Source organism: Moraxella catarrhalis (genome assembly GCF_001656295.1).
Lineage (GTDB): Bacteria > Pseudomonadota > Gammaproteobacteria > Pseudomonadales > Moraxellaceae > Moraxella > Moraxella veridica.
On record NZ_LXHE01000002.1, the window covers coordinates 337,029 to 362,684 of the forward strand.

Sequence of the window (25,656 nt, forward strand, 5' to 3'; positions counted from 1 at the left end):
TGAGTGGCAAAGGTTTTGCTGTTTTGGGTCACTGATTATTAATACGGCATCACCCAAATCCTAAGTGCTATAGATTTAATTTCAATATATTAAGAGTAAAACATGAGTATAAAACCTGTGGTCGCCTTGATTGGTCGTCCCAATGTCGGCAAATCGACCTTATTTAATCAGTTGACTAAGAGTCGTCAAGCACTGGTGGCGGATTTGGCAGGTCTGACCCGTGACCGTCAGTACGGCGATGCACATTTTGAAAATAAGTCATTCATTGTCGTTGACACTGGTGGTATCGGTGAGATGGATGATGGTTCAGGTAATATCGACGATTATATGGCGACTCAGTCATACACGGCGATTCATGAAGCAGATATCGTTGTTTTTGTGGTAGATGCGCGTGCAGGATTGATTGGTGCGGACAGTGAAATTGCCCGTTTTTTGCACACCTTGGGTAAGCCTGTATTTTTGGTGGCAAACAAGATGGATGGCGTTCATGAAGCGGCATATGCAGAGTTTTTTGCCTTAGGTTTTGGTGAACCGTACGCTACTGCAGCCAGTCATGGTAGAGGCGTTACCAATTTGCTTGAGTCTTTGACGGCGGATATGCCCGAAGATATGCCCGAAGATGAACTTGATGACAAAGCCTTAAAGCTTGCCATCATTGGTCGCCCTAATGTCGGTAAATCAACCTTAGTCAATCGCTTGCTGGGCGAAGATCGTGTGGTGGTCTTTGATATGCCAGGCACAACGCGTGACAGTATTTATATTCCTTTTGAGCGAGAAGGGCGTAGCTATGTTCTGATTGATACAGCAGGCGTGCGTCGCCGTGGTCGCATTGATGAGAAAGTAGAAAAATTTTCTGTGGTTAAGACGCTGCAAGCGATCAAAGATGCCAATGTCGTGGTAGTAGTCATCGATGCCAAAGAAGGCATTGTTGATCAAGATTTACATATGCTTGGCTATGCACTAGACGCAGGGCGCGCCATTGTCGTGGCAATCAATAAATGGGATGGCTTAAGCCAAGATCAAAAAGACTCTGTCAAAATTGAAATTGATCGCCGTTTTAATTTTGTGCCTTGGGTAAAAATTCATTTAATTTCTGCTTTATATGGTAATGGTGTGGGCAATCTTTATCCTTCGATCCATAAAGCTTATGAAGCATCGATGTTTAAGGTGTCAACCAATCAGCTGACGCGAATCTTGGAAGATGCTGTTGCCAGCCATCCACCGCCGATGGTGGGTGGTCGCAGAATTAAGCTGAGATATGCACATTTGGGTGGGCATAATCCTCCTGTCATCGTCATTCATGGTAATCAAACGAGCAGCCTGCCAAAAAGCTATCAGCGTTATCTTGAAAATGTTTTTCGCAATGTCTATAAACTCGAAGGGACACCACTGCAGGTAGAATTTAAGCAAAATACCAACCCATACGAAGGTAAGAAAAATCCTGTCGTTAAAAACAAAGCCAAGCTGATGCGCGAGAAAAAACGCATTCAGCGGTTTAAGCGTGCTGAGAAAAAACGATAAAAAAGCGGGTAATGCCCGCTTTTTTATTTATGGTGATTCAGCCGTCAGACGCTTGATATATAATGATCACTATGACTACCAGTGATTTGGATTGGTAAATCCTTGATCATATAATTCACGAATCGGTGAGAAGCTGCGACGATGCTCGGGTAAAATACCATATTCTAAGATAGCAGCTTTATGCCTGGCGGTCAAATAGCCTTTATGCTTATCGAGCAGATATTCAGGATAGGATTTGGCATACTGAATCATCAAACGATCACGATGCACTTTAGCCAGTATGCTGGCACAAGCAATACTGCTATGCGTGGCATCACCTTTGATCATAGCATGAATTTTAAAATACTCGCCTAATCCGCCAACCATTGAGGGCAGCTGATTGCCATCCACCAAGATGGTTGTGTTTTTTTCACTTAAACCATGCTTCATAATCAATGTCTCAATGGCACGGCGCATACCGAGCATGGTGGCTTGATAAATATTTATCTCATCAATGATCGCCCTTGGAACATCAATAATCGCATAGTCAAGCGCCACATCTGAGATGATGTCAAACAGCTGCTCTCGCCGTTTTTCGCTCAGCTTTTTACTGTCATTTAATAAAGAAATTTTTGTATTGGTTAAATCTATCTCATCAAAGCGACCGCTGAGATCATCAGGTAAGATGGCCGCCCCGACAGTCATATTTCCGAACAGCGCACCTCGTCCGACCTCATCGATGCCGATGATGGGTGCTTGACTTGATAAAACGGCATTGGGCTTGGTGTGGATGGAGCAATCATTCATAAGCTTTGCCAGTGGTGAGATGGTGTTTGTCATATTAATTTTTGGCGTTCATCAAATAGTGGTCTAACACTGCCTTGGCAGGACTTTGGCGGCTTTGGCTGCGCAGCCACGCCGAAATTTCGCTCAAATCTGCGCTCTGCTTACTTGGGTGATGTAGAATCTCTAGCGCTTCGGTGCTGACTTTTTCGGCGGTGGCGTCAGATTGTAGTAGCTCAGGCACGATCGGGCGACCAAGATGCTGATCAGCCAAGATGTTAGGCAGTGATACATAAGGAATTTTGACCAAGCGCTTGGCGATCATAAAGGTCAGCGGATTGACTCTATAGACCACGACCATGGGGCGCTCAAGCAATAAGCATTCCAGCGTGGCTGTACCTGATGCCAAAAGCACCACATCACTGATGGTCATGCAAGCATGACTGATCGCAGGCTGATTTGTCTTTTGAGACTGATTGCGATGATCCAAAATATGCACGCAATCGATCAAGCTGGTATGATGAGCGTGTAAAATTTCAGTCACCAATTGTGCATGCTCGGCGCTAACCACTGGCAGCACAAACTGAGCGCTTGGTAGATGCTGATGAATTTTTTGGGCGCTTGTTAATAATAGCGGTAAAATGGCTTGAATCTCAGAAGTGCGCGAACCTGCCATGATGCAGATGATATGACTTGCTTGCGTGAGCGCTGGCGCACCATGATATTCATCATTAAATTGTTGAATAAAATTCTCCAAACGAGTCTTTGGCTGATTTTGATCCGCGTGTAGTTTATTCAAAAGTGGATGTCCGACGCAGACAGCAGGATGGGCGTGCTTTTGATACACGCCCAATTCAAAAGGAAACAAACACAGTACCAAATCTGTCGCCGTCTTAATGTGATGAATGCGACCTTCTCGCCATGCCCATACCGAAGGACTGACATATTGCACACAAAATATGCCCTGATTTTTTAAAACCTTACCAATTCGTAGATTAAAATCAGGTGCATCAATGCCAATAAATAGGTCGATGTGATGATCTTGAAACCCGCTGATGATCTGCTTTTTGGCTTTTAGTAAATCGGGCAAATGCATCATCACTTCTGCCAAGCCCATCACCGATAAGCGCTGCATATCGATCACTGAGCTTAGCCCTTGTGCCGCCATGGATCGCCCACCGACACCGACCCAGCGAATGTTTGGGTGCAGAGCGTTCATTTGCTGCATAAAATCACCGCCAAGCGCATCCCCTGAAACTTCACCTGCCACGATGCCGATGGTCAGTGATGATGTGTTTTTCATAATTTTCCCAATATTATTAACTAAATTCATCGAAAGTTTGACTGTATTGTAATGCCATGTCAAGGCGCTTGCAATGACTAATTCAAGCCTACAAGATCCTATAAAAACAGTCTGAATAATATCATTTAATTAGCGCATAATTAGTTAGAATTTTAATTAAATAGTAAAATCTATAACATTATAAGAAAATACTATAAATAAAGAATTTTTTATCAAAATAAACTGTTTTTCTTTTTACTAAAAATTTTGCATACTGTTTCCACCAAGAAATTTAAGTTATGAATCTAGGTCAAATAGGGAGTGTTTTTATGAAGCTAATCAGTGCCATCATCAAGCCATTTAAGCTAGATGCAGTACGCGAAGGGTTGTCGGATATCGGTGTACAAGGCGTCACTGCAACCGAAGTGAAAGGCTTCGGTCGCCAGCAAGGTCATACCGAAATGTATCGTGGTGCAGAGTATGTCGTCGATTTCTTACCAAAAATCAAAATTGAAATCGCTACAACTGATGAAATGGTTGAGCAAGTGATTCAAGTGATTATACAAAATACGAATACAGGTCGTATTGGTGACGGTAAAATTTTTGTGACTTCGCTTGATCAGGTGATCCGAATCCGCACAGGCGAGATGGACAAAGCGGCATTATAATTTAATATGACTACAATGAAAAAGGGAGGGGATCATGAATCGGTTTGGTAAATGGGCGTCGCTGAGCGTTGGGCTTGGCTTGCTGAGTGCATCAAATTTGGCATATGCTGAAGATGTACTGGATACTGGTGATACGGCTTGGGTTTTAATTTCGACGGCATTGGTTTTGATGATGACACTGCCAGGGCTTGCGCTGTTTTATGCTGGGATGGTGCGTAAGAAAAATATCTTATCAACCATGATGCACAGCTACGGAGCCACCGCTGTGGTGTCGGTGCTTTGGGTGATCATAGGCTACTCATTGGCGTTTTCAGAGGGTAGTTTTAATGCCTTTGTGGGTGGGTTTGATCATGTGATGCTAGCTAATATTGGGCTTGATGACGTGAGCGGCACCATTCCTGTGATCTTATTCGTGGTCTTTCAGCTGACTTTTGCAGTGATTACAGTGGCAATCTTAGCGGGCTCATTGGCAGAGCGTATTAAGTTTGGTGCGTTTATGTGGTTTTCTGCCGCTTGGGTCGTTCTGGCGTATGCGCCAGTTTGTCACTGGGTGTGGGGCGGTGGCTGGCTCACTGGATATGCACTTGATTTTGCTGGAGGTACAGTAGTTCATATCAATGCTGGTGTGGCAGGGCTGGTGCTGGCAGCATTACTTGGTAAGCGTAAAGATTATGGCAAAGGTATTTTGGCACCTGCAAATCTTTCACTCACGCTCATTGGTGCAGGCTTGGTATGGGTAGGCTGGTTTGGATTTAATGGTGGATCAGCTTTGGGAGCCAACGGATCAGCGGCGATGGCACTGGTCGTATCACAGGTGGCAGCAGCGATTGGCGCGATCGCTTGGATGGTGTGTGAATATATTGTGCGTAAAAAAGCATCTGCACTCGGCGGTGCTTCAGGTGCGATCGCAGGCTTGGTTGGTATTACACCTGCGGCAGGCTTTGTTGATGTCTTTGGTGCACTTGCCATCGGCGCTATCACAGCAATTGCTTGCTTTGTCATGATTCATTATGGTAAGCGCCGTTTGGGTATTGATGATAGCTTGGATGCGTTCGGATTGCATGGTGTGGGTGGTATTGTGGGGGCGGTATTGACTGGGGTTTTTGTTAGCTCAACCATTTATCCAGATGCCGCTGAAGTGAGCATGGCAACTCAATTATGGCTACAAATTGAAGGCGTACTTGCCACTATCGCATACAGTGCAGTGATGACGGCGATTATTGGACTTGTCATCAAATACACCATCGGTCTGCGTGTCGATGCTGAAGATGAATATCAAGGTCTTGACTTAGCAATCCACGGTGAGAAAATCGCAGATTGATTTTGATAAATAAAATAAAACGCTGCCAAAACAGCGTTTTATTTTTGTCACTCAATCCAGATCATTACCAACATCAATGGCGTTTATCTAAAAACCATACCGCCATCAGTTAAGATAGTCTGACCTGTGATATAGTCAGCATCAGAAGATGCCAAGAAAGAAACCAAATTGGCAACATCATCAGGCTCTTGGGGGCGACCCACCAAAATACCACTGGTAAACTCATTCCAAGCTTGCTTAGGCTGATAGTCCTTATGCTTGACAAAGGCAGCATCGATGCGCTCCCACATAGGTGTGTCAGCCACACCAGGGCAGTAAGCATTCACACGAATATTATAAGGCGCAAGTTCTTTGGCGGTAGAGTGGGTCAATGAGCGTACCGCATGTTTGGAAGCGCAGTATAAACTAAGCATTTCATAAGATTCATGTCCTGCGATGCTGCACGCATTGATGATCTTGCCAACACCGTCTTGTTTTTTTTATCTATTCGGCAGCAGCTTGCGTGCCATAAATCACGCCTTTGATATTGATGCCAAGCACCCGATCAATCTCATCGCCCTGAATTTGCATAAAAGGCTCCACAGATTCTACGCCTGCATTATTGACAAAGACATCGACCTGACCAAATGCCTCTACTGCTTCTTGAACGAGTCGAAATTGGTCATCGCGATTGGTGCTGTCGCCTTGAACAGCGATGCTTTTGTATCCTTGTGAGTCAAAGTCTTGCTTAGTTTGATTAAGATTTTCTTCATTAATATCGTGCAAAACTACCGCAAAGCCATCTTTGGCAAGCCGAGTGGCGATGGCTTTACCGAGTCCTGCAGCAGAGCCAGTAACATAGCAACTTTTTGAGCGTTCATCATAATTCCCCTGAGTGAATGTGTGTGTCAGTCGATGATAAACCAAACCTAAGGCTGATTTGATCATCGTACCAAAAGATAGTTTAATCACTACCACAATCATTATAGAAGGCTTGATTATCCCAAATGGCACTCATTATGATAGGTTTTGTTGGTTTTTGTTACGGATCTTTTTTGGATGACTTCTTTTTGAGTAGCACCAACACCGAGCCATTGCCGCCATCTTTGGCAGGTGCAGAGACGAACGCCATGACATCTTCCATTTGGCGCAGCCAGCCATTGACACAGGTTTTGATGATGGCATCTTTACCCTTGCCGTGCACAATCTTGACGACGGTTTCGTCTTTATTGATCGCTTGGTTGATAAGCAATAAGACGGCATTGCGCGCATCTTCAATGCTTGAGCCATGTAAATCTACCGCATCATACCAGCGCAGTTTGCCTTGTTTGAGCTGCTCAAAGACTTTGTTTTGTAGGGTGGGATTTTTGTAGGATAAAAAAGCCTCGCCCGTTACAGGATTTAATAAAGCTTGTATGTCAGACAAAACGCCTTCGATCTGCTCACCGCCTTCGGCTGATGCACGGCGACGCAGCGTATTTTCATCAGCTTGGGCGGGCTTGGTGTGGCTGACGACGGCATCGGTTTTTAGGGGCGTAACACCGCTCATCGCCTGCATAAACAGCACGGTGTCATCAGTGATGGCATCGTGATTGAAGCGTTTGACTTCATTAGCGATGGCTCTTGAGCTGGGCAGTTGTACGTTTTCATTGGGCTTGTCATTTGCCAATTCAGGTTTGGCGGAAGGCTTGACCATTTGTTTTAGGTCTTCTTGGAGTGACTTTGATAATAAATCTTTAAAACTTGGATTGCTCATACTAATCTTCTGATGATGTTTTGATAAATTAAGATGAAACAAAAACCGCTCATCAACAGCGGTTTTTTGGGTATTTTGGGATCATTTAGCGATTTGGCAGGTGCGTTTTCACTGTTTTGGCAAAAGCGCGCAAGGTCTCAACTGTCGCCTCCCAATCCAAACAACCGTCTGTGACAGACTTGCCGTACTCCAAATCCGCCAAATTAACAGGGATATTTTGGCGACCACCTTTAAGATGACTTTCGATCATCAAGCCCATGATAGACAGATTGCCATTCTCGATTTGACTGGCGACATTTTGGATGACCATAGGCTGTAAATATGGGTCTTTGCCACTGTTGGCATGGCTGGCATCGATCATGATTTTGCCGTTAGTTTTACCTTTGGCAAGCTCATTTTCGGCAGCAGCGACCGCGGTTTCGTCATAATTGGGTTTGTCATTGCCGCCGCGTAGCACGACATGAGCATAGCGGTTGCCTTTGGATTTGATGATAGAGACTTGACCGTCGCCAGACAATCCCAAAAAGCTGTGACCTGACTGCACTGCCTGCATGGCATTGACCGCGACCGTCATGCTGCCGTCTGTACCATTTTTGAAGCCGACAGGGCAAGATAGTCCAGAGCTCATCTCACGATGTGTCTGACTTTCAGTCGTACGCGCGCCAATGGCAGACCAGCTGATCAAATCTTGCATATACTGCGGAGTATTGGGATCAAGCGCTTCAGTGGCACAAGGCAGGCCTTTTTCATTCAGCTCAAGCAAAAGCTTTCTTGCGATATGTAAGCCTTTTTCGATATCAAAGCTGTCATTCATATCAGGGTCATTGATCAAGCCTTTCCATCCTGTGGTTGTGCGAGGCTTTTCAAAATAAACACGCATCACGATGAACAGCTCATTTTTAAGTTCTTCTGAAAGAATTTTAAGCTTATCAGCGTATTCATGCGCGGCGACTGGATCGTGAATAGAACAAGGTCCGACGACAACCAAGATACGCTTATCCACACCATCTAAAATATCTTGGATGGTTTTTCTTCCTTCAAGGACAGTCTTGTAGGCAGCATCAGATAATGGCAGTTCGCTTTTGAGTCGATTTGGTGTAATCAGCGGAATGAATTGTTCAATATTCACGTCATCAATTTCTTTATGTTGTGTAATGGGTTGGCTCATGGTTGACTCCCTGTATAATTTGGGTGTGCACAGTGGCTTGGGATGTAAGCACAAATTTAAATCCACATTATGCCTATAGTTGGCTTGATTTACAAGCAGAAAAGCTGATTTTCTCTATTAAAAAATAACATAAAGTTATGAAATTTTTTTCTAACCAATCCAACCAACTGACCGATAAATAATTTCGCCCAAGCCTTTTGAAAGCATCAATGCAAGGTTTGAGTTGTCATAATTTTATGCTATGATAGCGTTTTTGATTTTAAGACAGATTTATCAATTATGAATGCCTATCAGCTGACTTATGCCGACATCCAAGCCATTGTTTCTGAAGACTTTGCCATTATGGACAAACAGGTCTTTGGCAGTCTAAATTCCAAAGTGCAACTGGTGATGAGCGTCTCGAAACATGTGATCGACGCAGGCGGTAAAAGAATGCGTCCTTTGATCACGCTTTTGACGGCGCGAATGCTGAATGATGTACAAAGTGAGCAAGCGATGCAGCTGGCGGCGATCACTGAGATGCTACACACGGCGACTTTGGTGCATGATGATGTGATCGATGCTTCAGGTCTTAGACGAGGCAAACCGACAGCAAACGCCACTTGGGACAATCCGACGGCAGTTTTGGTGGGGGATTATTTGATTGCTCGATCATTCAATTTATTGGTCGGTTTTAATAATTTGCCGCTGTTAAAATTATTCAGTGATGGCACTTGTGATATCGCTGAAGGCGAGGTGCTTCAGCTGCAGCATCAGCATAATCCCAAAACCGTAGAAGCTGACTATTTGCAAATCATTGATGGTAAAACCTCAAGGCTATTTATGATGGCGACCAAAGGCGCGGCGCTGCTACAAGGTCGTGATGAGCTACTTGATGATTTGGGCGCATTTGCTTACCATTTTGGCAATGCCTTTCAGATGATTGATGATGTGCTGGATTTTAGTGGTAATGCTGCCGTCATGGGCAAAAACTTGGGCGATGATTTGGCAGAGGGCAAGCCTACGCTACCCATCATCAAAACCTTAGACCTCTTAGAAAATACAGATCCTGCAGCGTATGATAAGCTGCGCATCGCGGTGCAAACAGGCAAAGTCGATGATGTGCAAGTGCTCATCAAGCTTGTGCAGTCATCAGGCGCGCTTGACTATTGTAAGGCGCGTGCACTTGAAGAAACTCAAAAAGCCCAACAAGCCCTTAATAATCTACCCAACAACCGCTATCGTCAGGGGTTGCATCTGCTGACCGAGCTTGCCAGTGCTCGTCTTGTGTAGAGTCTAGTTTGATTAAGATGCTGTCAATGATGATGGCATTTTTATTAAGCTTAAAACAGTCTAAAAGCTGATTAATTGAGTAAATTTATCACATCCATCAGCCCAAAAGGATACAGCATTATCTGATCTTGAGTGATCAAAATGGGAATGTGTGTGCCAAGTGCGTCAATCAATGCTTCATCTTGACTATCCGCCAAATCCAAAACACGAAAAACAATCGGCACAGCAGTCATTGCCAAAGCATGCTCAATGATAGCTTGAGTGTTGTGGCATAAATGACAGCCTTCTGTACCAAGCAAATACCAACCCTTATTTGTTACACCCAAAGCCGCCAAAATTTGGGCGTAAATGTGCTGATAAGTTTCTTTGGGTAATCTTGATAGAGCATGGCGATCATCCAAAAGCTGACCGAGTGCTTTAAGTGTCTGTAAGCTAAGGTAATTTGACATAAATTTGCAAGGCTATACAACAGAGTGCCGATAGGGTATGATAAGCGTATTAATTAACAAATGAGTATTTTAGCGTGTTTCGCACATTTTTTAAATGGATTCTGACACCTTTATTAGTACTATTTTTTAGTTTCCATATGATGGTGATGGGGCTGTTGGTGGTGTGGGGGAATTTGCCTGTTCAAAATTCTGCTTTTATGCTTTGGCACAGGTTATCAGGCGGTCATGTTACCCAAATTTGGGTAGATTATGAGCACATTGCTAAGTCTGCCAAGCAAGCTGCAATTGCCAGCGAAGATGGTAAATTTGTTGCCCATTATGGATTTGATTTTGACAGTATGCAAAAAGCCATGCACCGTAATGAGAGTCAAGGTGCGGTATCGGTAGGCGGCTCAACCATTAGTCAACAGCTGGCAAAAAACTTATTTTTGACATCGCATCGCTCTTATGTCAGAAAAGCAGAAGAAGCGATCATTGTTGTGATGATGGAAACCTTATGGTCAAAGCAGCGTATTTTGGAGGTATATCTTAATGTGGCTGAATTTGGTGAAGGGATTTATGGTATTGAAGCTGCGTCACGGCATTATTTTGGGCGTTCGGCAGCAAATTTGAGCCGTGATCAGGCGGCTTTATTAATCAGTTTGTTACCAAATCCTAAATATTATGGAGAAAGGCTTAACGCCAAGCGACTCAGAAATAAGCAAAGAATCATCATGCGGCGAATGAATAGCGCACAGATTCCCTAAGACAGTTTGAGAGTTATAATATAGACATTATCAGCTTGATTTGTCATTAAGCTGTCATTAATTTTTGGTATTTTGACGGGGATCCACAAGTGCCCACATGGCAGTCGGTGACCGGTTAATTAAGCTCAACAATAATTTAAGCTGTAATCATCGAAATGCAATATGAATCATAAATTTCGCCTTCAGGCATTATACACATCCATCCTCCAAATTTTGGCAACTTTTAGGGAATATGCCATGATTAACACTATGAATAATGTCAATCAAGCCAATCAAGCTGACACTAACAAGCCAACCGATCAATTTGATCAAACCAACCAAAACACTCAAATTTACCAACCTGAGCAACTCGACCAAGTTGAGCAAAGCGCTCAAAGCTACTCAAGCCCAATCGCTCTTGGTGAGCTTGATTTGGCGGATGCCCCTGTTCCTGTGAGCGAACCAGTAGCTAAGTCGCATCTGACTCAGATTGATCATTTATTTGATGAAAAGGGTGGTTTTACGCCTGAATGCTATATCAATCGTGACTTATCGGCGCTGAGATTTCAGCTCAGAGTCTTAGCGCAAGCTGCCAACCCAAATCATCCTTTGCTTGAGCGTATGTTCTTTTTGACCATTTTTTCCTCAAACTTAGATGAGTTTTTTGAGATTCGCGTTGCCGGCTTATTACAAAAAATGAAGCAAGGCGATCAGGTGAGCAGCCTAGATGGTCGTAAGCCCAGCGAAATTTTACAAATCATCAGCGATATCGCTCATGGCGCCGTCGCTCAGCAGTATCAGATCTTAAATGATGAAATCCTGCCAGAGCTTGCCAAGCACGAAATCCGCTATCTGCGCCGTGATGAGCTGGATGCAGAACAGCGCGCTTGGCTAAGAGAATACTTCTTAAGCCAAGTTAAGCCAGTATTGACACCGATCAGCATTGATCCGGCACATCCTTTCCCAAGACTTGTGAACAAATCTTTGAACTTCATCATCAGTCTAGAAGGTAAAGATGCCTTTGGTCGTGATATCAATCGTGCGATCGTACCTGCGCCTCGTTCATTGCCTCGTGTCATTCGCCTGCCTGATGAGATCACCGATGGTAAAGAGCATCATGTCATGCTCTCGGCGGTCATTCATGAGCATGTCAATGAGCTGTTTTTGGGTATGAAAGTAACTGGCTGCTATCAGTTCCGCCTCACTCGAAACGCTGATTTGGCACTGGCTGATGATGTCGATGATATCGCCAAAGCGTTAGAAGGTGAACTTGATAATCGCCGCTTTGGTCAAGAAGTGCGATTGGAAGTTACCACAAATTGTCCTCAAGAAATTTGCGATTTTCTATTGGATGAATTTGAGTTAGATGAATCTCAGCTGTATCGCGTCAATGGCCCTGTGAATTTAACGCGGCTTTTGACCAGTTTTGATCGACCTGAATTAAAATTTAAGCCTTTTACGCCTGCCATGCCAAAGGCGTTTCGTGATATAGATATGAGTAGTGCAGGTTCGATGTTTGCGGCAATATCACGCCAAGATGTGCTTGTCCATCATCCATTTCATACCTTTAATCCGGTGATTAACTTGCTGTGGCAGGCGGCCAATGATCCCAATGTTCTCGCCATTAAGCAGACCATTTATCGATCAGGAGTGAACTCTGAGATCGTTCAGGCACTTGCTGCTGCCGCTCGAAGCGGTAAAGAAGTGACCGCAGTCATTGAGCTGCGCGCAAGGTTTGATGAAGCGTCAAATATCGCTGTCGCCAATATGCTCCAAGAAGCAGGTGCCGTGGTTGTTTATGGTATCGTAGGCTATAAGACACATGCCAAGATGATGCTGATTGTACGCCGTGAAAATGGCAAAATTCGCCGCTATGTGCATTTGGGTACGGGCAACTATCATGCAGGGAATGCCAAAGCCTATACAGACTATGGTCTGTTCACTGCCAATACCGAAGTCACCGAAGATGTGGCAGGCGTGTTCCAGCAGCTGACAGGGATGGGTAGACCCGTACCATCCAAGCAGATTCTTCATGCACCATTTACGCTCCATAATACCTTGATGCATCTGATTGATGATGAAATTGCTCATGTCAAAGCCGGCAAAAAAGGGCGCGTCATCATGAAATTCAACGCGCTGACTGAGCGAAAAATTATCAATAAGCTGTATGAAGCAAGCATCGCGGGTGTTCAAATTGATTTGATTGTACGCTCTATTTGCTGTCTTCGTCCGCAAGTGGCAGGTCTTTCTGAGAATATCCGTGTTCGCTCAATTGTCGGGCGTTTTCTTGAACATACCCGAGTATATTATTTTGCCAATGGTGGGCAAGAGCGTCTGTACTGTAGCTCAGCGGACTTGATGGATCGCAACCTACTGCATCGTGTTGAAGTGGCATTTCCTATACTTGATAAAAAAATATTTAAGAAAATCTATGAAGATGGCTTGATGAATTATCTAAAAGACGATGTACAGGCTTGGGAGCTGTTGGGTGATGGCAAATGGCAACCGCTTTTAGCATCAGGTGGCACACACGATGCCCAAAAAACTTTACTTGAGAAAATCACCTTGTGAAATTAGATGATAATTGCCCGTGCGGCTCACTAAAATGCTATGCTCACTGCTGCCATCGGTATCATGGCGGTGATGAGTTTGCACCTACCGCCGAATGCTTGATGCGATCTCGCTACAGTGCGTTTGTATATCAAAATATTGATTACATCGTACAAACTACTCTACCAGCTTTGCAACCACTTTTAGATGTCGCTGCACTAAAGGCATGGGCAGAGCAAACTTGGTGGACTTATCTTAAGATAATATCTACTACGCCTAAAATTGGCAAGCGTCATGCCCAAGTGCATTTTTGTGCGTATTTTGAAGAGTTGGGTATTCAAGGGTGTCATAATGAGCGCTCGGCATTTGTTAAAATCAATGAAAATGGACAAAATCGGTGGTATTTTCTTGATCCGACATTGCCAATCACTTTGGGTGGCAAGCAGCCATGCTTATGCGGTTCTGGTGAAAAATTCAAGGCATGTTGCGGTAAATTTTTATAAATCATTGTTGATCAATCATCACGATATTAACAAGCAAAGCATAAAATATCTTGCTTTTTAATGACCCAAAATATGCTAAAATAACACATTTATATTAATCCGATAAAGGTAGCATCATGGCAGGTAATACCATTGGGCAACTATTTACTGTAACAACCTGTGGAGAATCGCATGGCACAGGTTTGATGGCGATTGTGGACGGCGTGCCACCAGGGCTTAAGCTTGATGCTAAAGATTTACAATGTGAGCTTGATCGCCGAAAGCCTGGCACATCCAAATTTGCCACCCAGCGTCAAGAAGAAGATAAGGTTGAGATTATCTCTGGTGTCTTTGAGGGACATACAACAGGCACACCGATTGGGCTTTTGATTTATAATACCGATCAAAAATCCAAAGATTATGGCAATATTGCCAATACATTTCGCCCAAATCACGCCGATTATACTTATACCATGAAATATGGTTTTCGAGATTATCGTGGTGGTGGTCGTTCATCCGCTCGTGAAACCGCAATGCGTGTGGCAGCGGGTGCAATCGCCAAAAAGTACCTAAAAGAGCGTTTGGGCATCGTGATACGAGGGCATGTTACCCAAATCGGTACGCAAAAAGCCCATGCACTTGATTGGGACTTGGTGAATACCAATCCGTTTTTTTGTGGCGATAAAGATACCATTCCCAGATTTGAAGCACTGGTGACATCGCTGCGTGAACAAGGCACTAGCTGCGGTGCTAAGCTTGAGATATTTGCCGAGAATGTCCCTGTCGGGCTTGGTGAACCTGTTTTTGATCGTCTGGATGCTGATATTGCTCATGCCATGATGTCAATCAATGCCGTTAAGGCGGTAGAAATTGGCGATGGTTTTGATGTAGCCGCTCAATTTGGGCATGAAAGCCGAGATGAGCTAACGCCTGATGGATTTACTGGCAATCATGCTGGCGGTATTTTGGGCGGTATCTCAAGCGGTCAACGCATTCGTGTTGCCATTGCTCTAAAGCCGACCGCCAGTATCACCACACCTGGTAAAACAATCAATTTGGCTGGTGAAGCGGTTGATGTGATTACCAAAGGTCGCCATGATCCTTGTGTGGGTGTGCGTGCCACACCAATCGCTGAGGCGATGCTTGCCATTGTGATTTTGGATCATTATTTGCGTCATCGTGCTCAAAATGCTGATGTTGTGCCACCACTAACGCCCATTGAAAATTAATACCTCTTATTAAACTGACTAATGGACTGTCATGACACCTGCTATCAAATTGTTACAAAAACAAAAAATTGCACATCAGGTGCTTGAGTATGAGCATGATCCAAATGCGTCTAGCTTTGGGCTTGAAGCTGCCCAAAAACTTAATTTGCCCGCTGATCAAGTATTTAAGACGTTATTGGCGACAGACGGCAAAGCCTGCTTTGTGGCAATTTTACCTGTGGATTGTCGATTGAGTCTCAAAAAACTGGCAATGGTCGTGGGCGCTAAAAAATTACAAATGGCGAACGCTGAAGATGCCGAGAGAATCACCGGTTACCTGGTGGGTGGCATCAGTCCCTTGGCTCAAAAAAAGCGTCTCAAAACCGTGATACAAACCCAAGCAAGACACCTTGAGTGTATGTATGTCAGCGGCGGTAAGCGTGGCTGTGATGTTGGTATCCATCCAAATGATTTGGCAAAATTGTTGAATGCGATGTTTGCTGATGTCATTGAGTCGGTATGATGTGTGTGAATGGATATGAGCGAGATGATGACTGATCAATTATCTGACATTTTTGATGATGCAGCCATGAAGTGTGTTAATGGTGAAGATACTGCTACCAATTAAGCAAACGCTTAAAAATTATAACAGCTATCCTGCTGCAATGATATTATCGCTGATGGGATTAACTGCTTGTCAAGAGGATCAGGCAAGCCAAAAATAGTACAGTGAATCCACCCAATCTGCTCAAAAAAGCCAAAGCCCAAAACAGCTGCCCAAGATTAGTACAAAAAAAGGTTGATCGCACTCAAATATTAAGACACGACACCTTGGCGACCGATTCTTGTGATTATTTCATTTATCCTAATATTGGCGACACTGTTGAGGTGAGCGTCTCGGATCGACGGATTGAGCTTAAATTAACACGGTCAGATTGGCATGATTTTGACAATGGTGGATTTATGGTGACCAAAAATGGTCGTCATGTGATCCGTTTACAATACGATGCATTTGGTAGTAGACCGCCAATCATGGATTATGTCATCCAAATTGATATCATTCCACCTAAAGATGAGTATTAAAAAATGGTCGAAAACTGATTTTCGACCATTTTTATCGATATGCCCAAATTATTGCTCTGTCCAGCGTTTTTGGCTTTCTTTGATGACCTCTTTGGCAGTGTTGGCATCAAAAAAGCCCTCAACCACAGTTGAGCCTGGTTTTTTTAAGTCTTTATAATGGCTAAAATGAAATTCAAGTTGCTTTATTAACTGTGGTGGTAGGTCATCAAGACTATTATAAGCGTTGCCATTATTGCGATCATCGGCAGGAACAACGATGACTTTATCGTCGACCTCGCCATCATCTACAAATTTCATCACCCCAATGACTTTGGCTTTAAGAAAAATACCCGTCGTCAAAGGCTGTTCTGTGATGATTAAGGCGTCAAGCTCATCACCATCTTCGTCTAAGGTTTGGGGGATAAAGCCATAGTTGCATGGTTTGGCAAAGGCAATTGGCTCAACACGATCAAGCTCAAAGCATGCCAAATGACGATTCCACTCAATTTTGTGGTTTGAGCCAGTCGGAATTTCAACAACCACATTGATGATACCGCCATCAACATCGCCTGCATCTAGAATTTTATTAAAATCTGCCATGAGTTACTCCATAAAGTAAATAAGATAATAAAAACCAAGCTCATTTTAGCGTATCTTGGGGTCGTAATTCAACCAAACCAGCGTGCCGACGAGCAATATTTTTAATCAACTGGGTGATAAATGCCCCCATGTCATCTGCTGTAAATTGCCCAAAACTTGATAATTTCGCCATTGGCATCCCTGCATAACCACAAGGATTGATGGCATGAAAGGCACTTAAATCATTGATAAGATTAATGGCGATACCATGATAGCTAAAACCTTGCTTAATCTTAAATCCTAAACTTGCAATCTTGCCAAGCATATCGCCTGTATGATTATAAATATATACACCGGGTGCATCACGGCGTGCTTTGACGGTGAGTGTTTTGGGTAAATAGTGTGCCACAATATCAATGATGGCTTGTTCGGCATGGCTAACTAAGTCTCTTACGCCAAAATTTAAACGATGTAAATCAAATAGCCAATACACGATCAATTGACCATCTCCATGCCAAGTGACCTGACCGCCTCGATCTGTTTGAATGATGGGCGTGTCTGTACGATATAAGATATGCTCAGGCTTACTTGCTTGCCCAAGTGTATAGACATTTTGATGCTCAACAATCCATAGCTCGTCAGCATGATGCTGTGCTGACTTTTTATCCTCGATGCGCTGCAGGGTGTGATTTAGCATAGCTTCGTGAGTGGCTTGATAGTCAGCATCATCAAAAAGCCGCACGATCAGATCATCGGTCGATAGAGTTTGAAGCTCAGGATAACAAGAGGGCGTGATAGTATTCATGTCAAAGGGATTGGACTTGGTTTTTATGGTTATAAACTTTTGTCATAATAAGGGGTTTATTGGCAGATTGCAAGATAATTTATGGTCAGCTGACCGTAGGGCAGAAGATGTTTGATAATTATTAATGTATAATTAATGAAAAATAGATAAAAACCCCATAAAATGATGCAAATAAGGGTGTTTTTGTGTATGATAGGGATTTTTTATAAGAATCAACCACGGATTTAAGGCTTATGGATGTCTTTTTGAACGCCGATGAACCGATTGTCACATCGCTGCTTGATAATGATTTGTATAAATTTACCATGCTTCAAGCCATGCTGCACCAGTTTCCGCAGACGCATGGTGTTTATCGGTTTCGCTGTCGCAATAATCACGAAACCGCCTTTGCTTTGGGGGAGATTAAAGCAGATCTTGAGCAGCAGATGGATTATTTGTGTCAGCTAAAATTCACTCAAGACGAGCTTGATTATTTGCGCAGCTTGCGATTTATTAAATCGGATTTTGTGGACTATTTAGAATTATTTTCGCTTAAGCGCCGTTTTATTACGGTTTCTACAGATGGCAATAATTTTTTAAACATCGATATCGAAGGTCCGATGATCCAAGCGATGTTTTTTGAGATTTTCGTGCTTTGTATTGTCAGTGAGCTTTATTATCGTCGCTTGGTGACGGATGATATCATGGCAGAAGGTCAAAAACGATTGGATGCTAAGATTGCGTTATTGCGCGACTATCAAGCCAAACAAAGCGCCGAGCCGATGTCCGCTGATAAAGCCTTTACGGTGGCTGATTTTGGGACGCGTCGCCGATTCAGTAAAGCGTGGCAATATCATGTGGTCAAATCACTTTATGAGGCGTGCCCTGAGATCGTTCGTGGCACTTCCAATGTTTATTTGGCTAAGCAGCTTGGCATTACGCCAATTGGGACGATGGCGCATGAGTTTATGCAAGCCTTTCAAGCTTTGGATGTACGACTAAGAGATTCTCAAAAAGCGGCACTGGATTGTTGGGTGCGCGAGTACCGCGGCGATTTGGGCATTGCGCTGACCGATGTGGTCGGTATGGATGCGTTTTTGCGTGATTTTGATTTGTATTTTGCCAAATTATTTGATGGGCTTCGCCATGATAGTGGCGATCCTTATGAGTGGGGCGAAAAGGCAATCGCACACTACCATCAACTAAAAATTGACCCAAAAACAAAAATTCTGACCTTCAGCGACGGCTTGACCCTACAAAAAGCGTGGGATTTGCATCAGCATTTTAAAGGAAAAATCAAAACAGGCTTTGGTATCGGCACAAACCTGACCAATGATATGGGTGTGGTGCAGCTAAACATCGTCCTAAAACTGGTTGCTTGTAATGGACAGCCAGTCGCCAAACTGTCCGACAGTCCAGGTAAGACGATGATTGATGATGATACCTATTTGGCGTATCTTAAGCAGGTCTTTGAAATCAAAGAATAAGCATGAAAAGCTGGATGAACTGATTTGGTCATCCAGCTTTTTATATGAATAAAAGTCTGCTATGAAAGTGTAATAAAGCGTAAGATTATTCGTCTTGGGTGGCGACTTCTGCTTGTTCAAAAGCCGATTGCAGCGCCCGCTCCACTGCCTCAATGCGAGATTGACAAATACGGTACGCCGCCAAAGACTCCTCCACAATCGTCACCAGATTATCGATATCTAAGGTTTGAGACTGCTCAAGTTTATCGGCGTTGGTTTTTAAGATGTGGTAAGCGTCTTTAAAATTTTCAGGGGTGGTTTGGCTCATGGTATTCATCATTTGATCGTCAAAGTATTCTGGTTATTGTAACGAATTTTTGGGATGATGTTAAGTCGTTTATAAATTTAACCATTAAGCACGCTCATTATCAAGATAAAACCTATGAATTGCTAATCTTTGTTTGGTGGGTGTCATAAAATCATTGTAAATTATTATATTTTTGTTATCATATTTTTAATAGTGGAAAATCAATGGGCAAAAGGGGGAGGGTCTACTAGTCGTGGCTTGCAGACTTTTTTGTGCTTAAGTTGATTTTCGTCGATTTGGGTGAGCTTATGGGTGTTGACGAAGTGATCATCGGCACTGCATGAGAGTTTATGATCTAGGATTTAATATGACACGATCAGATCAATCAAAAGAAACAGACTTTACGCTGAGAACAGATTTTCAGCATGATGATGATGGCGTACCACCCTCTGGTGAGGTACGACCCGATGCCATCAAAGGCATCGTGATTACCGTTATTGCAGCCATCATCGCTTATGTGCTGTATGCTTTTTTACCATTTGAGCCTTTGGCAAATAAGGGCTTGGCGCTGCTAACATTCATCGGTATTTTGTGGCTTACCGAAGCAATTCATGTGACCGCAACAGCGATTTTGGTGCCACTGCTTGCATTATTTATTGGTATTCCTGATTTTAATACCAAAGCGGCATTGACCAGTTTTGCTGACCCAATCATTTTCGTATTTTTTGGTGGTTTTGCGCTGGCAGCTACCTTGCATGTCCAAAAGCTGGATAAAAAAATTGCCTATGGCTTGATTGGGTTGGCTGGTGGTCATTTGGGGCGTGCTGTGATCATGATGTTTGGCGTCACAGCGGCATTGTCAATGTGGATCAGTAACACGGCGACAGCTGCCATGATGTTGCCTTTGGCGATCGGCTTGCTGGCCCAAGTAGATGCCACCAAAGATCGTAATACCTTTTTATTTGTGCTTTTGGGCATTGCTTATTCTGCTTCTATCGGCGGCTTGGGTACATTGGTTGGCTCGCCGCCTAATGCGATCGCCGCCAAGGAGCTTGGCATCGGCTTTAGCGAGTGGATGAGTTTTGGCTTACCGATGGCGATCGTACTCATGCCATTTTTGATCGGTGTCATGTATCTGATTTTGCGCCCAAACTTAGGTCAGCGTGTTGAACTTGGTACCCAAGAAGCCATCCCAATGACAATGCCGCGTATTTTGACGACGATTGTGTTTGTCATTACGGCTGCCAGCTGGATTTTTGGTAAGCAGCTTGGTACTGCTTTGGGATTTAGTAGTCCTGATACAGTCATCGCTTTGTTTGCTGCGGTGGCGGTATTGCTGCTTGGTTTGGTTAGCTGGAAGCAAATCTCGGATAATACCGACTGGGGTGTCTTAATGCTGTTTGGTGGTGGTATCGCTTTATCAAATATCATGAAAGACACAGGTGCATCTGCAGTCTTGGGTGAGAGTATCGCAACTTTCTTAAGCGGATCATCTAGCTTGCTTGTGATCTTGGTGATTGCAGCATTCATCATCTTTTTGACAGAATTTACCAGCAATACCGCATCTGCTGCCTTACTTGTGCCACTGTTTGCACCAATTGGCGTTCAGCTTGGGCTGCCGCCTGAAGTTTTGATTATGGTTATCGGCATTGGTGCATCTTGTGCATTTATGATGCCAGTTGCCACACCACCGAATGCCATCATTATGGGTTCAGGTTATGTCAAACAAAAAGATATGATGAAAGTTGGCTTTTGGCTAAACTTAGTTGCTATCGTGATTGTAACCGCATGGGCGTATCTATTCTTGGCTTAATGTGATTGTAACAACAAATCCCCAAATGAGATTTTGGGGATTTTAATCTTTTTGATTTTTGTAAATGCTCATTAATCCTTAAAATCAAACAACCATCACTCAACGGTGGTTTAAAAAAGGTTTTTTGGGGCTTAAGTTAGTTTTGGTCAAACTGTGCTTGGCATAATTTGATAAATTCATGACCAAATTTACGAATTTCGCTGTCGTCACGCACCGCAATCCAGCTGGTAAATCGCCCAAAATGGTTCACAGGAATGGCAACCAAATCAGGATAGTGTTTGGGCTGATATGCCATCTCAGCAATGATGCCAATGCCAAGCCCTGATGATACATAAGTGCTGATGACATCTGAATCAAGTGCCGCCAAAACAATGTCAGGAGAAAATCCTGCTTTTTCAAAGACCTTATCAATCGTACCACGACCTGTAAATCCGCCATGATAAGTGACAATCGGATAACTGGCTAAGGTCGGTAAATCAATACCATCAGGCACATCGGCAAATTCTGCCAGCTCATGTGTTTTTGGAACAATCACCACATGCGACCAATCATAATAGCGATAACAACGAAGCACGGCATTATTAAGTAGCGACTCGGTGGCAATACCAATATCGGCTTGACCACGAATCACCATTTGAGCTATCGTTTCAGGGTCAGCCTGCTGTAATACTAAGTTGACTTTATCAAATTTTTCACGAAATTCTTTGACGATTTGGGGTAGGACATAGCGGGCTTGGGTGTGTGTGGTGGCAACAGTCAAAGTGCCTGCTTGAGCATTATTAAAATCAAGGCTTAAATTCTCAATGGTACGAATTTCAGCAAAAATCGCTTCAATGTGTGGCAAAAGTGCCCGACCGATAGGGGTTAGACCTGTTAAACGCTTACCTTGACGCGTAAATACATCTGCTTTTAGCTGATTTTCAAGTGCGGCGATTTGCTTGGATAGGCTGGATTGACTGGTGTGCAAAAGCTCAGCTGCTTGGCTAAGATTATAGCCATTCACCACAGTATGCCAAACAGTCTCAAGCTGTTTGAGCTGAATTTGTAGGTGACGCTGGTTGATGACAATGTCGATAGCCATAAAATTCCTTGAGTAAATAAGTTGTCAAGATAAATTGGCTTATCATACCGAATTTTTACCCCAAAAGGTAAAAAAATTTACCAAACAAACAAGAAAAGTATACAAAATTCAGGTAAAATGGGAAAATTTTATTATCCCATTGTCATCATTCAACCTAAGCAGGCTATTATGAACGGTCCAATCCAGCATCAAGCCAATCCAAGCGCATGGCAGGCATTTCGTCAGGCGTACTTTAATCAGCAGGCGGTCGCGCTATTATTTTTGGGATTTGCAGCAGGTGTACCCTTCTCGTTGGTGTTTTCAAGCTTGGGGCTTTGGCTTCGTGAAGCGGGCATTGATCGCGCGACGGTGACGATGTTCAGCTGGGCGGCGCTGGGTTATTCGTTTAAATTCATTTGGGCGCCGTTGGTGGATACGCTGCCATTACCTGTGCTGACGCGCCTTTTGGGCAGACGCCGCGGATGGCTATTACTTACCCAAATTTTGGTCATCAGTGCATTGATTCTGATGGCGATGACCAATCCCCAGGGTAGTGAAGCGATGCTAAGCATCATGGCAGCAGGCGCTGTCTTGCTTGGTTTTTCTTCAGCTTCCCAAGATATCGTGATTGATGCCTATCGTATTGAGAGCGCGCCTGCTGATATGCAGCCTGCTTTATCGGCGACTTATGTCATGGGCTATCGCATCGGTATGATCGTGTCGGGCGCAGGTGCACTGTATTTGGCAGATTTTTTTGGTTCGACGATGGAGGCGTATTCTTATGCAGCATGGCAAAAAACCTATCTCATCATGGCAGCTGTCATGGGCATTGGTGTTTTGACCACGCTGATCATTCCAGAACCAAAAACGGTGGTCAGACCCATCACCCAAGACTCAAAAGACCATGTCAGATTGGTGATGGTGTTTGTGCTGTCAGTGGCTGCATTTATTTTGGTGTTCCGAGGCGTGGGCGGCGTGCTGCCAGAGACTGACAGCACGCTGCTTGGATTTATATATGGGACGCTTCGATTTATGGCAAGTCTGACCGCCTTTGGTTTGATGGGCTTTGGCTTGGTCAAAGCAGGGCTGGTACCCAAGCAAATGGCTGTCAAAACTTGGGTTGAGCCTGTGATGGATTTTTTCCGCCGCTATGGCAAAAAAGCCATCTTTTTGTTGGCGCTGATTGGGCTATATCGCATCAGTGACGTCATCGCAGGCAATATTTCAAATATTTTTTATCAAGACTTAGGCTTTAGCAAGACCCAAATTGCCGAGGCAGTGAAAGTAGTGGGGGTGATCGCCAGTATTGGCGGTGGTTTCATTGGTGGCTGGCTTGCCCAAAAGATGAATATCATCAAGGCGATGAGTATTGGCGCCATCTTGGCTTGTGTGACCAATCTTTTGTTTATTTTACTGTTTTATACCCCGACAGTGCCTATGATGTACTTTGCGGTGATTACGGATAACTTAGCGGCAGGCTTGGCAAGTACGGTGTTCATTGCGTTTTTATCGGCGCTGACTTCGATTCGTTTTACAGCGGTGCAATATGCGTTATTTTCATCATTAATGACTTTGGCGCCAAAGTTGATCGGCGGCTATTCAGGCAGTATTGTGGATGCAACAAGCTATGCGTTTTTCTTTGGATTTACCTTTTTGGTTGGTATTCCTGTGCTATTTTTGATTTATCTTGTGAATAAGTATATTGACATCAGCCAGCCCCAAATAGGTGAATAAGCCGTGCCAACGATAACTCAGTTACACGGTTTGACTGTGCGCCAGATCCGTGAGATTTTTAAAACGCTTAGTTCTGATGCCTTGCCGCTGCATTGGCTTGATGGTTGGCTAAGTTATGTGCTTAATCAGCCGTTGGCATTTTTTATCACTGATGGCGACTATCAGCCGACCGAAGATGAGCTGTCAAGCATTCAAGCAGGCTTGGCAAGACTGTCATCAGGTGAGCCGCTCGCCTACCTCATTGGGCGGCAAAGCTTTTGGGGTCGTGAATTTTCGGTCAATGCACACACGCTGATTCCTAGAGCAGATACCGAGATTTTGATTGAAACTGTATTAAATCATCCTAAATTTAAGCAAAATACTGACCGTCTAGATGGCATCACAAAACCCGTCACTATCTTGGATCTGGGCACAGGCACAGGCTGTATCGGTATCACGTTGGCGCTTGAGCTGCCTTTAGCGCAGGTAACGTTGGTCGATGTCAGCACTGAAGCGCTAAATGTCGCCGCACAAAACAGTCAGCGCCTTGAAGCTGATTGCCAAGTTTTGCAGTCTGATTGGTTTGTAAAGGTGGTGGATAAATTTGATTTGATCATCACCAACCCACCTTATATTAATGAAAACGACGAGCATTTGGCACATCTTAAGCATGAGCCAATCACGGCACTTGTGGCAGCTGAGAATGGTTTGACAGATATTCGCCATATTATTGAAACGGGTAGGGCGTATCTCAAAGATGGCGGATTGATGGCAATTGAGCATGGTTTTGACCAAGCGGAGGCGGTGCGTAACTTATATTTGTCATCTGGTTATCTTGATGTATATACTATCCAAGATTATGGGGGTAATGACAGAGTAACGCTTGGGAGATATAAAAACTGTGGATAAACTATGGATAAATAAGGTGCGTTATGGACAGTCATGCAGTTGATGGTCATCTCACTGATGATGAAATGATGCGATATGCTCGTCAAATCTTGCTGGATGATTGGGATATCACATCACAAATTCGCCTAAAAAATAGCCATGCGATTATTGTGGGTATGGGCGGCTTAGGCTGTCCTATCGCACAAATCTTGGTACGAGCAGGGATTGGCTCAATAGATATCATTGATCATGATGTGGTTGATGTCAGTAATTTGCAGCGACAGATTTTATACACTGCGTTGGATGTCGGCAAATCTAAAGCGGTGGCTGCCAAAGATGCACTACAAAAGCAAAACGAATGGGTGAGCATCACCGCCATCACTGATAAAATTACCCAAAGCAATACCGATCAATTCATCAAACATGCCGATCTGGTGATCGATTGTACGGATAATTTTTTGATTCGTGATATATTAAATCGCACCTGTCATCACCATAAGATTGCGTTGTTATCAACATCTGCCATCGCTCAGACAGGACAAATTGCACTTTATACGACTGATACGGCGTGTTATCAATGCGTCTTTGGTGAGGAGGCGGGCGATGAGATGAACTGTAGCACCTCTGGCGTGTTGGCAAGTACCGTATCTGTGATTGGTGCTTTGGCATCGCAGGTTGCACTTAGTTTTTTGGGCAAGTGTATCAATCCAATTGCCAATGAATTACTGATTTGGCAAGGTGAGCAATTTCAATTAAAAAAACTAAACATTTGCCGTGATGAGCATTGTTCGGTTTGTGGCTCATGACCGCTGAAGCAGTTTAAGTATTTTTGTGGTACTCT

The 25,656-nt window shown here is 43.8% G+C and carries 26 protein-coding genes; 15 read left to right on the forward strand and 11 right to left on the reverse strand.

Features of this window, described 5'->3' with window-relative positions:
* The first annotated feature begins 102 nt into the window (after positions 1 to 102).
* Entirely contained in the window at positions 103 to 1,521 is a 1,419-nt protein-coding gene (der, locus tag AO382_RS01565) for a ribosome biogenesis GTPase Der (protein ID WP_064617579.1), read from the forward strand.
* 75 nt (positions 1,522 to 1,596) lie between these two features.
* On the opposite strand, the gene AO382_RS01570 is transcribed toward der, so the two are convergent.
* Positions 1,597 to 2,340, reverse strand: a complete 744-nt coding sequence (locus AO382_RS01570) for a ribonuclease HII (protein WP_227513596.1) — start codon at positions 2,338 to 2,340, stop codon at positions 1,597 to 1,599.
* A 1-nt stretch (position 2,341) separates the two neighbouring features.
* Complete coding sequence (lpxB, locus tag AO382_RS01575; RefSeq protein ID WP_064617581.1) at positions 2,342 to 3,586, reverse strand: lipid-A-disaccharide synthase; 1,245 nt, start codon at positions 3,584 to 3,586, stop codon at positions 2,342 to 2,344.
* 308 nt (positions 3,587 to 3,894) lie between these two features.
* On the opposite strand from lpxB, the gene AO382_RS01580 reads away from it, so the two are divergent.
* Positions 3,895 to 4,233: a P-II family nitrogen regulator gene (locus AO382_RS01580; RefSeq protein WP_064617583.1), complete on the forward strand. Its 339-nt coding sequence runs from the start codon at positions 3,895 to 3,897 to the stop codon at positions 4,231 to 4,233.
* Positions 4,234 to 4,267: 34 nt separating this feature from the next.
* The gene (locus AO382_RS01585) at positions 4,268 to 5,554 is read left to right on the forward strand and encodes an ammonium transporter (protein WP_064617585.1); all 1,287 of its coding nucleotides are present in this window, start codon (positions 4,268 to 4,270) and stop codon (positions 5,552 to 5,554) included.
* A gap of 83 nt (positions 5,555 to 5,637) precedes the next feature.
* On the opposite strand, the gene AO382_RS11240 is transcribed toward AO382_RS01585, so the two are convergent.
* The 4 genes from AO382_RS11240 to AO382_RS01600 all read right to left on the reverse strand — a co-directional run bounded on the left by AO382_RS11240 (position 5,638) and on the right by AO382_RS01600 (position 8,457).
* Entirely contained in the window at positions 5,638 to 5,967 is a 330-nt protein-coding gene (locus AO382_RS11240; protein ID WP_258865224.1) for an SDR family oxidoreductase, read from the reverse strand.
* 70 nt (positions 5,968 to 6,037) lie between these two features.
* Positions 6,038 to 6,505 (reverse strand): SDR family NAD(P)-dependent oxidoreductase, encoded by a 468-nt coding sequence (locus AO382_RS11245; RefSeq protein ID WP_258865223.1) that lies wholly within the window; start codon positions 6,503 to 6,505, stop codon positions 6,038 to 6,040.
* Between the two features lie 70 nt (positions 6,506 to 6,575).
* Positions 6,576 to 7,289, reverse strand: a complete 714-nt coding sequence (locus tag AO382_RS01595) for a Smr/MutS family protein (RefSeq protein ID WP_064617587.1) — start codon at positions 7,287 to 7,289, stop codon at positions 6,576 to 6,578.
* 85 nt (positions 7,290 to 7,374) lie between these two features.
* The gene (locus tag AO382_RS01600) at positions 7,375 to 8,457 is read right to left on the reverse strand and encodes a 3-deoxy-7-phosphoheptulonate synthase (RefSeq protein WP_049235794.1); all 1,083 of its coding nucleotides are present in this window, start codon (positions 8,455 to 8,457) and stop codon (positions 7,375 to 7,377) included.
* Between the two features lie 228 nt (positions 8,458 to 8,685).
* Here AO382_RS01600 and AO382_RS01605 point away from each other — a divergent pair, with 228 nt between their 5' ends.
* Positions 8,686 to 9,729, forward strand: a complete 1,044-nt coding sequence (locus tag AO382_RS01605) for a polyprenyl synthetase family protein (protein ID WP_064617589.1) — start codon at positions 8,686 to 8,688, stop codon at positions 9,727 to 9,729.
* A gap of 71 nt (positions 9,730 to 9,800) precedes the next feature.
* On the opposite strand, the gene AO382_RS01610 is transcribed toward AO382_RS01605, so the two are convergent.
* Positions 9,801 to 10,178, reverse strand: a complete 378-nt coding sequence (locus AO382_RS01610; RefSeq protein WP_064617591.1) for a glutaredoxin family protein — start codon at positions 10,176 to 10,178, stop codon at positions 9,801 to 9,803.
* 74 nt (positions 10,179 to 10,252) lie between these two features.
* Between AO382_RS01610 and mtgA the strand changes: the two genes are divergently transcribed.
* From mtgA to AO382_RS01640, 6 genes are all read left to right on the forward strand, one after another.
* A complete protein-coding gene (gene mtgA, locus AO382_RS01615; protein ID WP_064617593.1) occupies positions 10,253 to 10,924 on the forward strand; it encodes a monofunctional biosynthetic peptidoglycan transglycosylase in 672 nt (223 codons plus the stop codon).
* 162 nt (positions 10,925 to 11,086) lie between these two features.
* A complete protein-coding gene (gene ppk1, locus AO382_RS01620; protein WP_400260261.1) occupies positions 11,087 to 13,474 on the forward strand; it encodes a polyphosphate kinase 1 in 2,388 nt (795 codons plus the stop codon).
* Positions 13,471 to 13,956, forward strand: a complete 486-nt coding sequence (locus tag AO382_RS01625) for a YchJ family protein (RefSeq protein WP_064617595.1) — start codon at positions 13,471 to 13,473, stop codon at positions 13,954 to 13,956. The genes ppk1 and AO382_RS01625 overlap by 4 nt, the downstream gene beginning before the upstream one ends.
* Positions 13,957 to 14,072: 116 nt before the next feature.
* Positions 14,073 to 15,164 (forward strand): chorismate synthase, encoded by a 1,092-nt coding sequence (gene aroC / locus AO382_RS01630; protein WP_064617597.1) that lies wholly within the window; start codon positions 14,073 to 14,075, stop codon positions 15,162 to 15,164.
* A gap of 31 nt (positions 15,165 to 15,195) precedes the next feature.
* Positions 15,196 to 15,666 carry a Cys-tRNA(Pro) deacylase gene (gene ybaK / locus AO382_RS01635; protein WP_064617599.1) on the forward strand — a complete coding sequence of 157 codons (471 nt, stop codon included), beginning with the start codon at positions 15,196 to 15,198 and terminating at the stop codon, positions 15,664 to 15,666.
* A gap of 206 nt (positions 15,667 to 15,872) precedes the next feature.
* Positions 15,873 to 16,226, forward strand: a complete 354-nt coding sequence (locus tag AO382_RS01640) for a hypothetical protein (protein WP_064617601.1) — start codon at positions 15,873 to 15,875, stop codon at positions 16,224 to 16,226.
* 48 nt (positions 16,227 to 16,274) lie between these two features.
* Here AO382_RS01640 and AO382_RS01645 read toward each other — a convergent pair whose 3' ends face one another.
* A complete protein-coding gene (locus tag AO382_RS01645; protein ID WP_064611470.1) occupies positions 16,275 to 16,805 on the reverse strand; it encodes an inorganic diphosphatase in 531 nt (176 codons plus the stop codon).
* Between the two features lie 40 nt (positions 16,806 to 16,845).
* Positions 16,846 to 17,589, reverse strand: coding sequence for a lipoyl(octanoyl) transferase LipB (gene lipB, locus AO382_RS01650; RefSeq protein WP_064617602.1), 744 nt, complete (start codon positions 17,587 to 17,589; stop codon positions 16,846 to 16,848).
* A 233-nt stretch (positions 17,590 to 17,822) separates the two neighbouring features.
* On the opposite strand from lipB, the gene pncB reads away from it, so the two are divergent.
* The gene (gene pncB, locus AO382_RS01655; RefSeq protein ID WP_064617604.1) at positions 17,823 to 19,055 is read left to right on the forward strand and encodes a nicotinate phosphoribosyltransferase; all 1,233 of its coding nucleotides are present in this window, start codon (positions 17,823 to 17,825) and stop codon (positions 19,053 to 19,055) included.
* An 85-nt stretch (positions 19,056 to 19,140) separates the two neighbouring features.
* Here pncB and xseB read toward each other — a convergent pair whose 3' ends face one another.
* Entirely contained in the window at positions 19,141 to 19,362 is a 222-nt protein-coding gene (gene xseB / locus AO382_RS01660) for an exodeoxyribonuclease VII small subunit (RefSeq protein ID WP_064617607.1), read from the reverse strand.
* 346 nt (positions 19,363 to 19,708) lie between these two features.
* On the opposite strand from xseB, the gene AO382_RS01665 reads away from it, so the two are divergent.
* Positions 19,709 to 21,154, forward strand: coding sequence for an SLC13 family permease (locus AO382_RS01665; RefSeq protein ID WP_064617609.1), 1,446 nt, complete (start codon positions 19,709 to 19,711; stop codon positions 21,152 to 21,154).
* 136 nt (positions 21,155 to 21,290) lie between these two features.
* Here AO382_RS01665 and AO382_RS01670 read toward each other — a convergent pair whose 3' ends face one another.
* Positions 21,291 to 22,235 carry a LysR substrate-binding domain-containing protein gene (locus AO382_RS01670; protein ID WP_064617611.1) on the reverse strand — a complete coding sequence of 315 codons (945 nt, stop codon included), beginning with the start codon at positions 22,233 to 22,235 and terminating at the stop codon, positions 21,291 to 21,293.
* Positions 22,236 to 22,403: 168 nt separating this feature from the next.
* Between AO382_RS01670 and AO382_RS01675 the strand changes: the two genes are divergently transcribed.
* From AO382_RS01675 to AO382_RS01685, 3 genes are read left to right on the forward strand one after another with little or no spacing between them, the layout of a single operon-like run.
* Complete coding sequence (locus tag AO382_RS01675) at positions 22,404 to 23,948, forward strand: AmpG family muropeptide MFS transporter (protein WP_064617613.1); 1,545 nt, start codon at positions 22,404 to 22,406, stop codon at positions 23,946 to 23,948.
* Positions 23,949 to 23,951: 3 nt separating this feature from the next.
* Positions 23,952 to 24,836, forward strand: coding sequence for a peptide chain release factor N(5)-glutamine methyltransferase (prmC, locus tag AO382_RS01680; RefSeq protein ID WP_064617615.1), 885 nt, complete (start codon positions 23,952 to 23,954; stop codon positions 24,834 to 24,836).
* A gap of 23 nt (positions 24,837 to 24,859) precedes the next feature.
* Entirely contained in the window at positions 24,860 to 25,621 is a 762-nt protein-coding gene (locus AO382_RS01685) for a HesA/MoeB/ThiF family protein (RefSeq protein WP_064617616.1), read from the forward strand.
* The last annotated feature ends 35 nt before the right edge of the window (positions 25,622 to 25,656 follow it).

Coding starts and splice junctions, on each gene's coding strand:
- der (WP_064617579.1), top strand. CDS start 103: ATGAGTATAAAACCTGTGGTCGCCTTGATTGGTCGTCCCAATGTCGGC.
- AO382_RS01570 (WP_227513596.1), bottom strand. CDS start 2,340: ATGACAAACACCATCTCACCACTGGCAAAGCTTATGAATGATTGCTCC.
- lpxB (WP_064617581.1), bottom strand. CDS start 3,586: ATGAAAAACACATCATCACTGACCATCGGCATCGTGGCAGGTGAAGTT.
- AO382_RS01580 (WP_064617583.1), top strand. CDS start 3,895: ATGAAGCTAATCAGTGCCATCATCAAGCCATTTAAGCTAGATGCAGTA.
- AO382_RS01585 (WP_064617585.1), top strand. CDS start 4,268: ATGAATCGGTTTGGTAAATGGGCGTCGCTGAGCGTTGGGCTTGGCTTG.
- AO382_RS11240 (WP_258865224.1), bottom strand. CDS start 5,967: ATGCTTAGTTTATACTGCGCTTCCAAACATGCGGTACGCTCATTGACC.
- AO382_RS01595 (WP_064617587.1), bottom strand. CDS start 7,289: ATGAGCAATCCAAGTTTTAAAGATTTATTATCAAAGTCACTCCAAGAA.
- AO382_RS01600 (WP_049235794.1), bottom strand. CDS start 8,457: ATGAGCCAACCCATTACACAACATAAAGAAATTGATGACGTGAATATT.
- AO382_RS01610 (WP_064617591.1), bottom strand. CDS start 10,178: ATGTCAAATTACCTTAGCTTACAGACACTTAAAGCACTCGGTCAGCTT.
- ppk1 (WP_400260261.1), top strand. CDS start 11,087: ATGAATCATAAATTTCGCCTTCAGGCATTATACACATCCATCCTCCAA.
- aroC (WP_064617597.1), top strand. CDS start 14,073: ATGGCAGGTAATACCATTGGGCAACTATTTACTGTAACAACCTGTGGA.
- ybaK (WP_064617599.1), top strand. CDS start 15,196: ATGACACCTGCTATCAAATTGTTACAAAAACAAAAAATTGCACATCAG.
- AO382_RS01645 (WP_064611470.1), bottom strand. CDS start 16,805: ATGGCAGATTTTAATAAAATTCTAGATGCAGGCGATGTTGATGGCGGT.
- lipB (WP_064617602.1), bottom strand. CDS start 17,589: ATGAATACTATCACGCCCTCTTGTTATCCTGAGCTTCAAACTCTATCG.
- pncB (WP_064617604.1), top strand. CDS start 17,823: ATGGATGTCTTTTTGAACGCCGATGAACCGATTGTCACATCGCTGCTT.
- xseB (WP_064617607.1), bottom strand. CDS start 19,362: ATGAGCCAAACCACCCCTGAAAATTTTAAAGACGCTTACCACATCTTA.
- AO382_RS01665 (WP_064617609.1), top strand. CDS start 19,709: ATGACACGATCAGATCAATCAAAAGAAACAGACTTTACGCTGAGAACA.
- AO382_RS01670 (WP_064617611.1), bottom strand. CDS start 22,235: ATGGCTATCGACATTGTCATCAACCAGCGTCACCTACAAATTCAGCTC.
- AO382_RS01675 (WP_064617613.1), top strand. CDS start 22,404: ATGAACGGTCCAATCCAGCATCAAGCCAATCCAAGCGCATGGCAGGCA.
- AO382_RS01685 (WP_064617616.1), top strand. CDS start 24,860: ATGGACAGTCATGCAGTTGATGGTCATCTCACTGATGATGAAATGATG.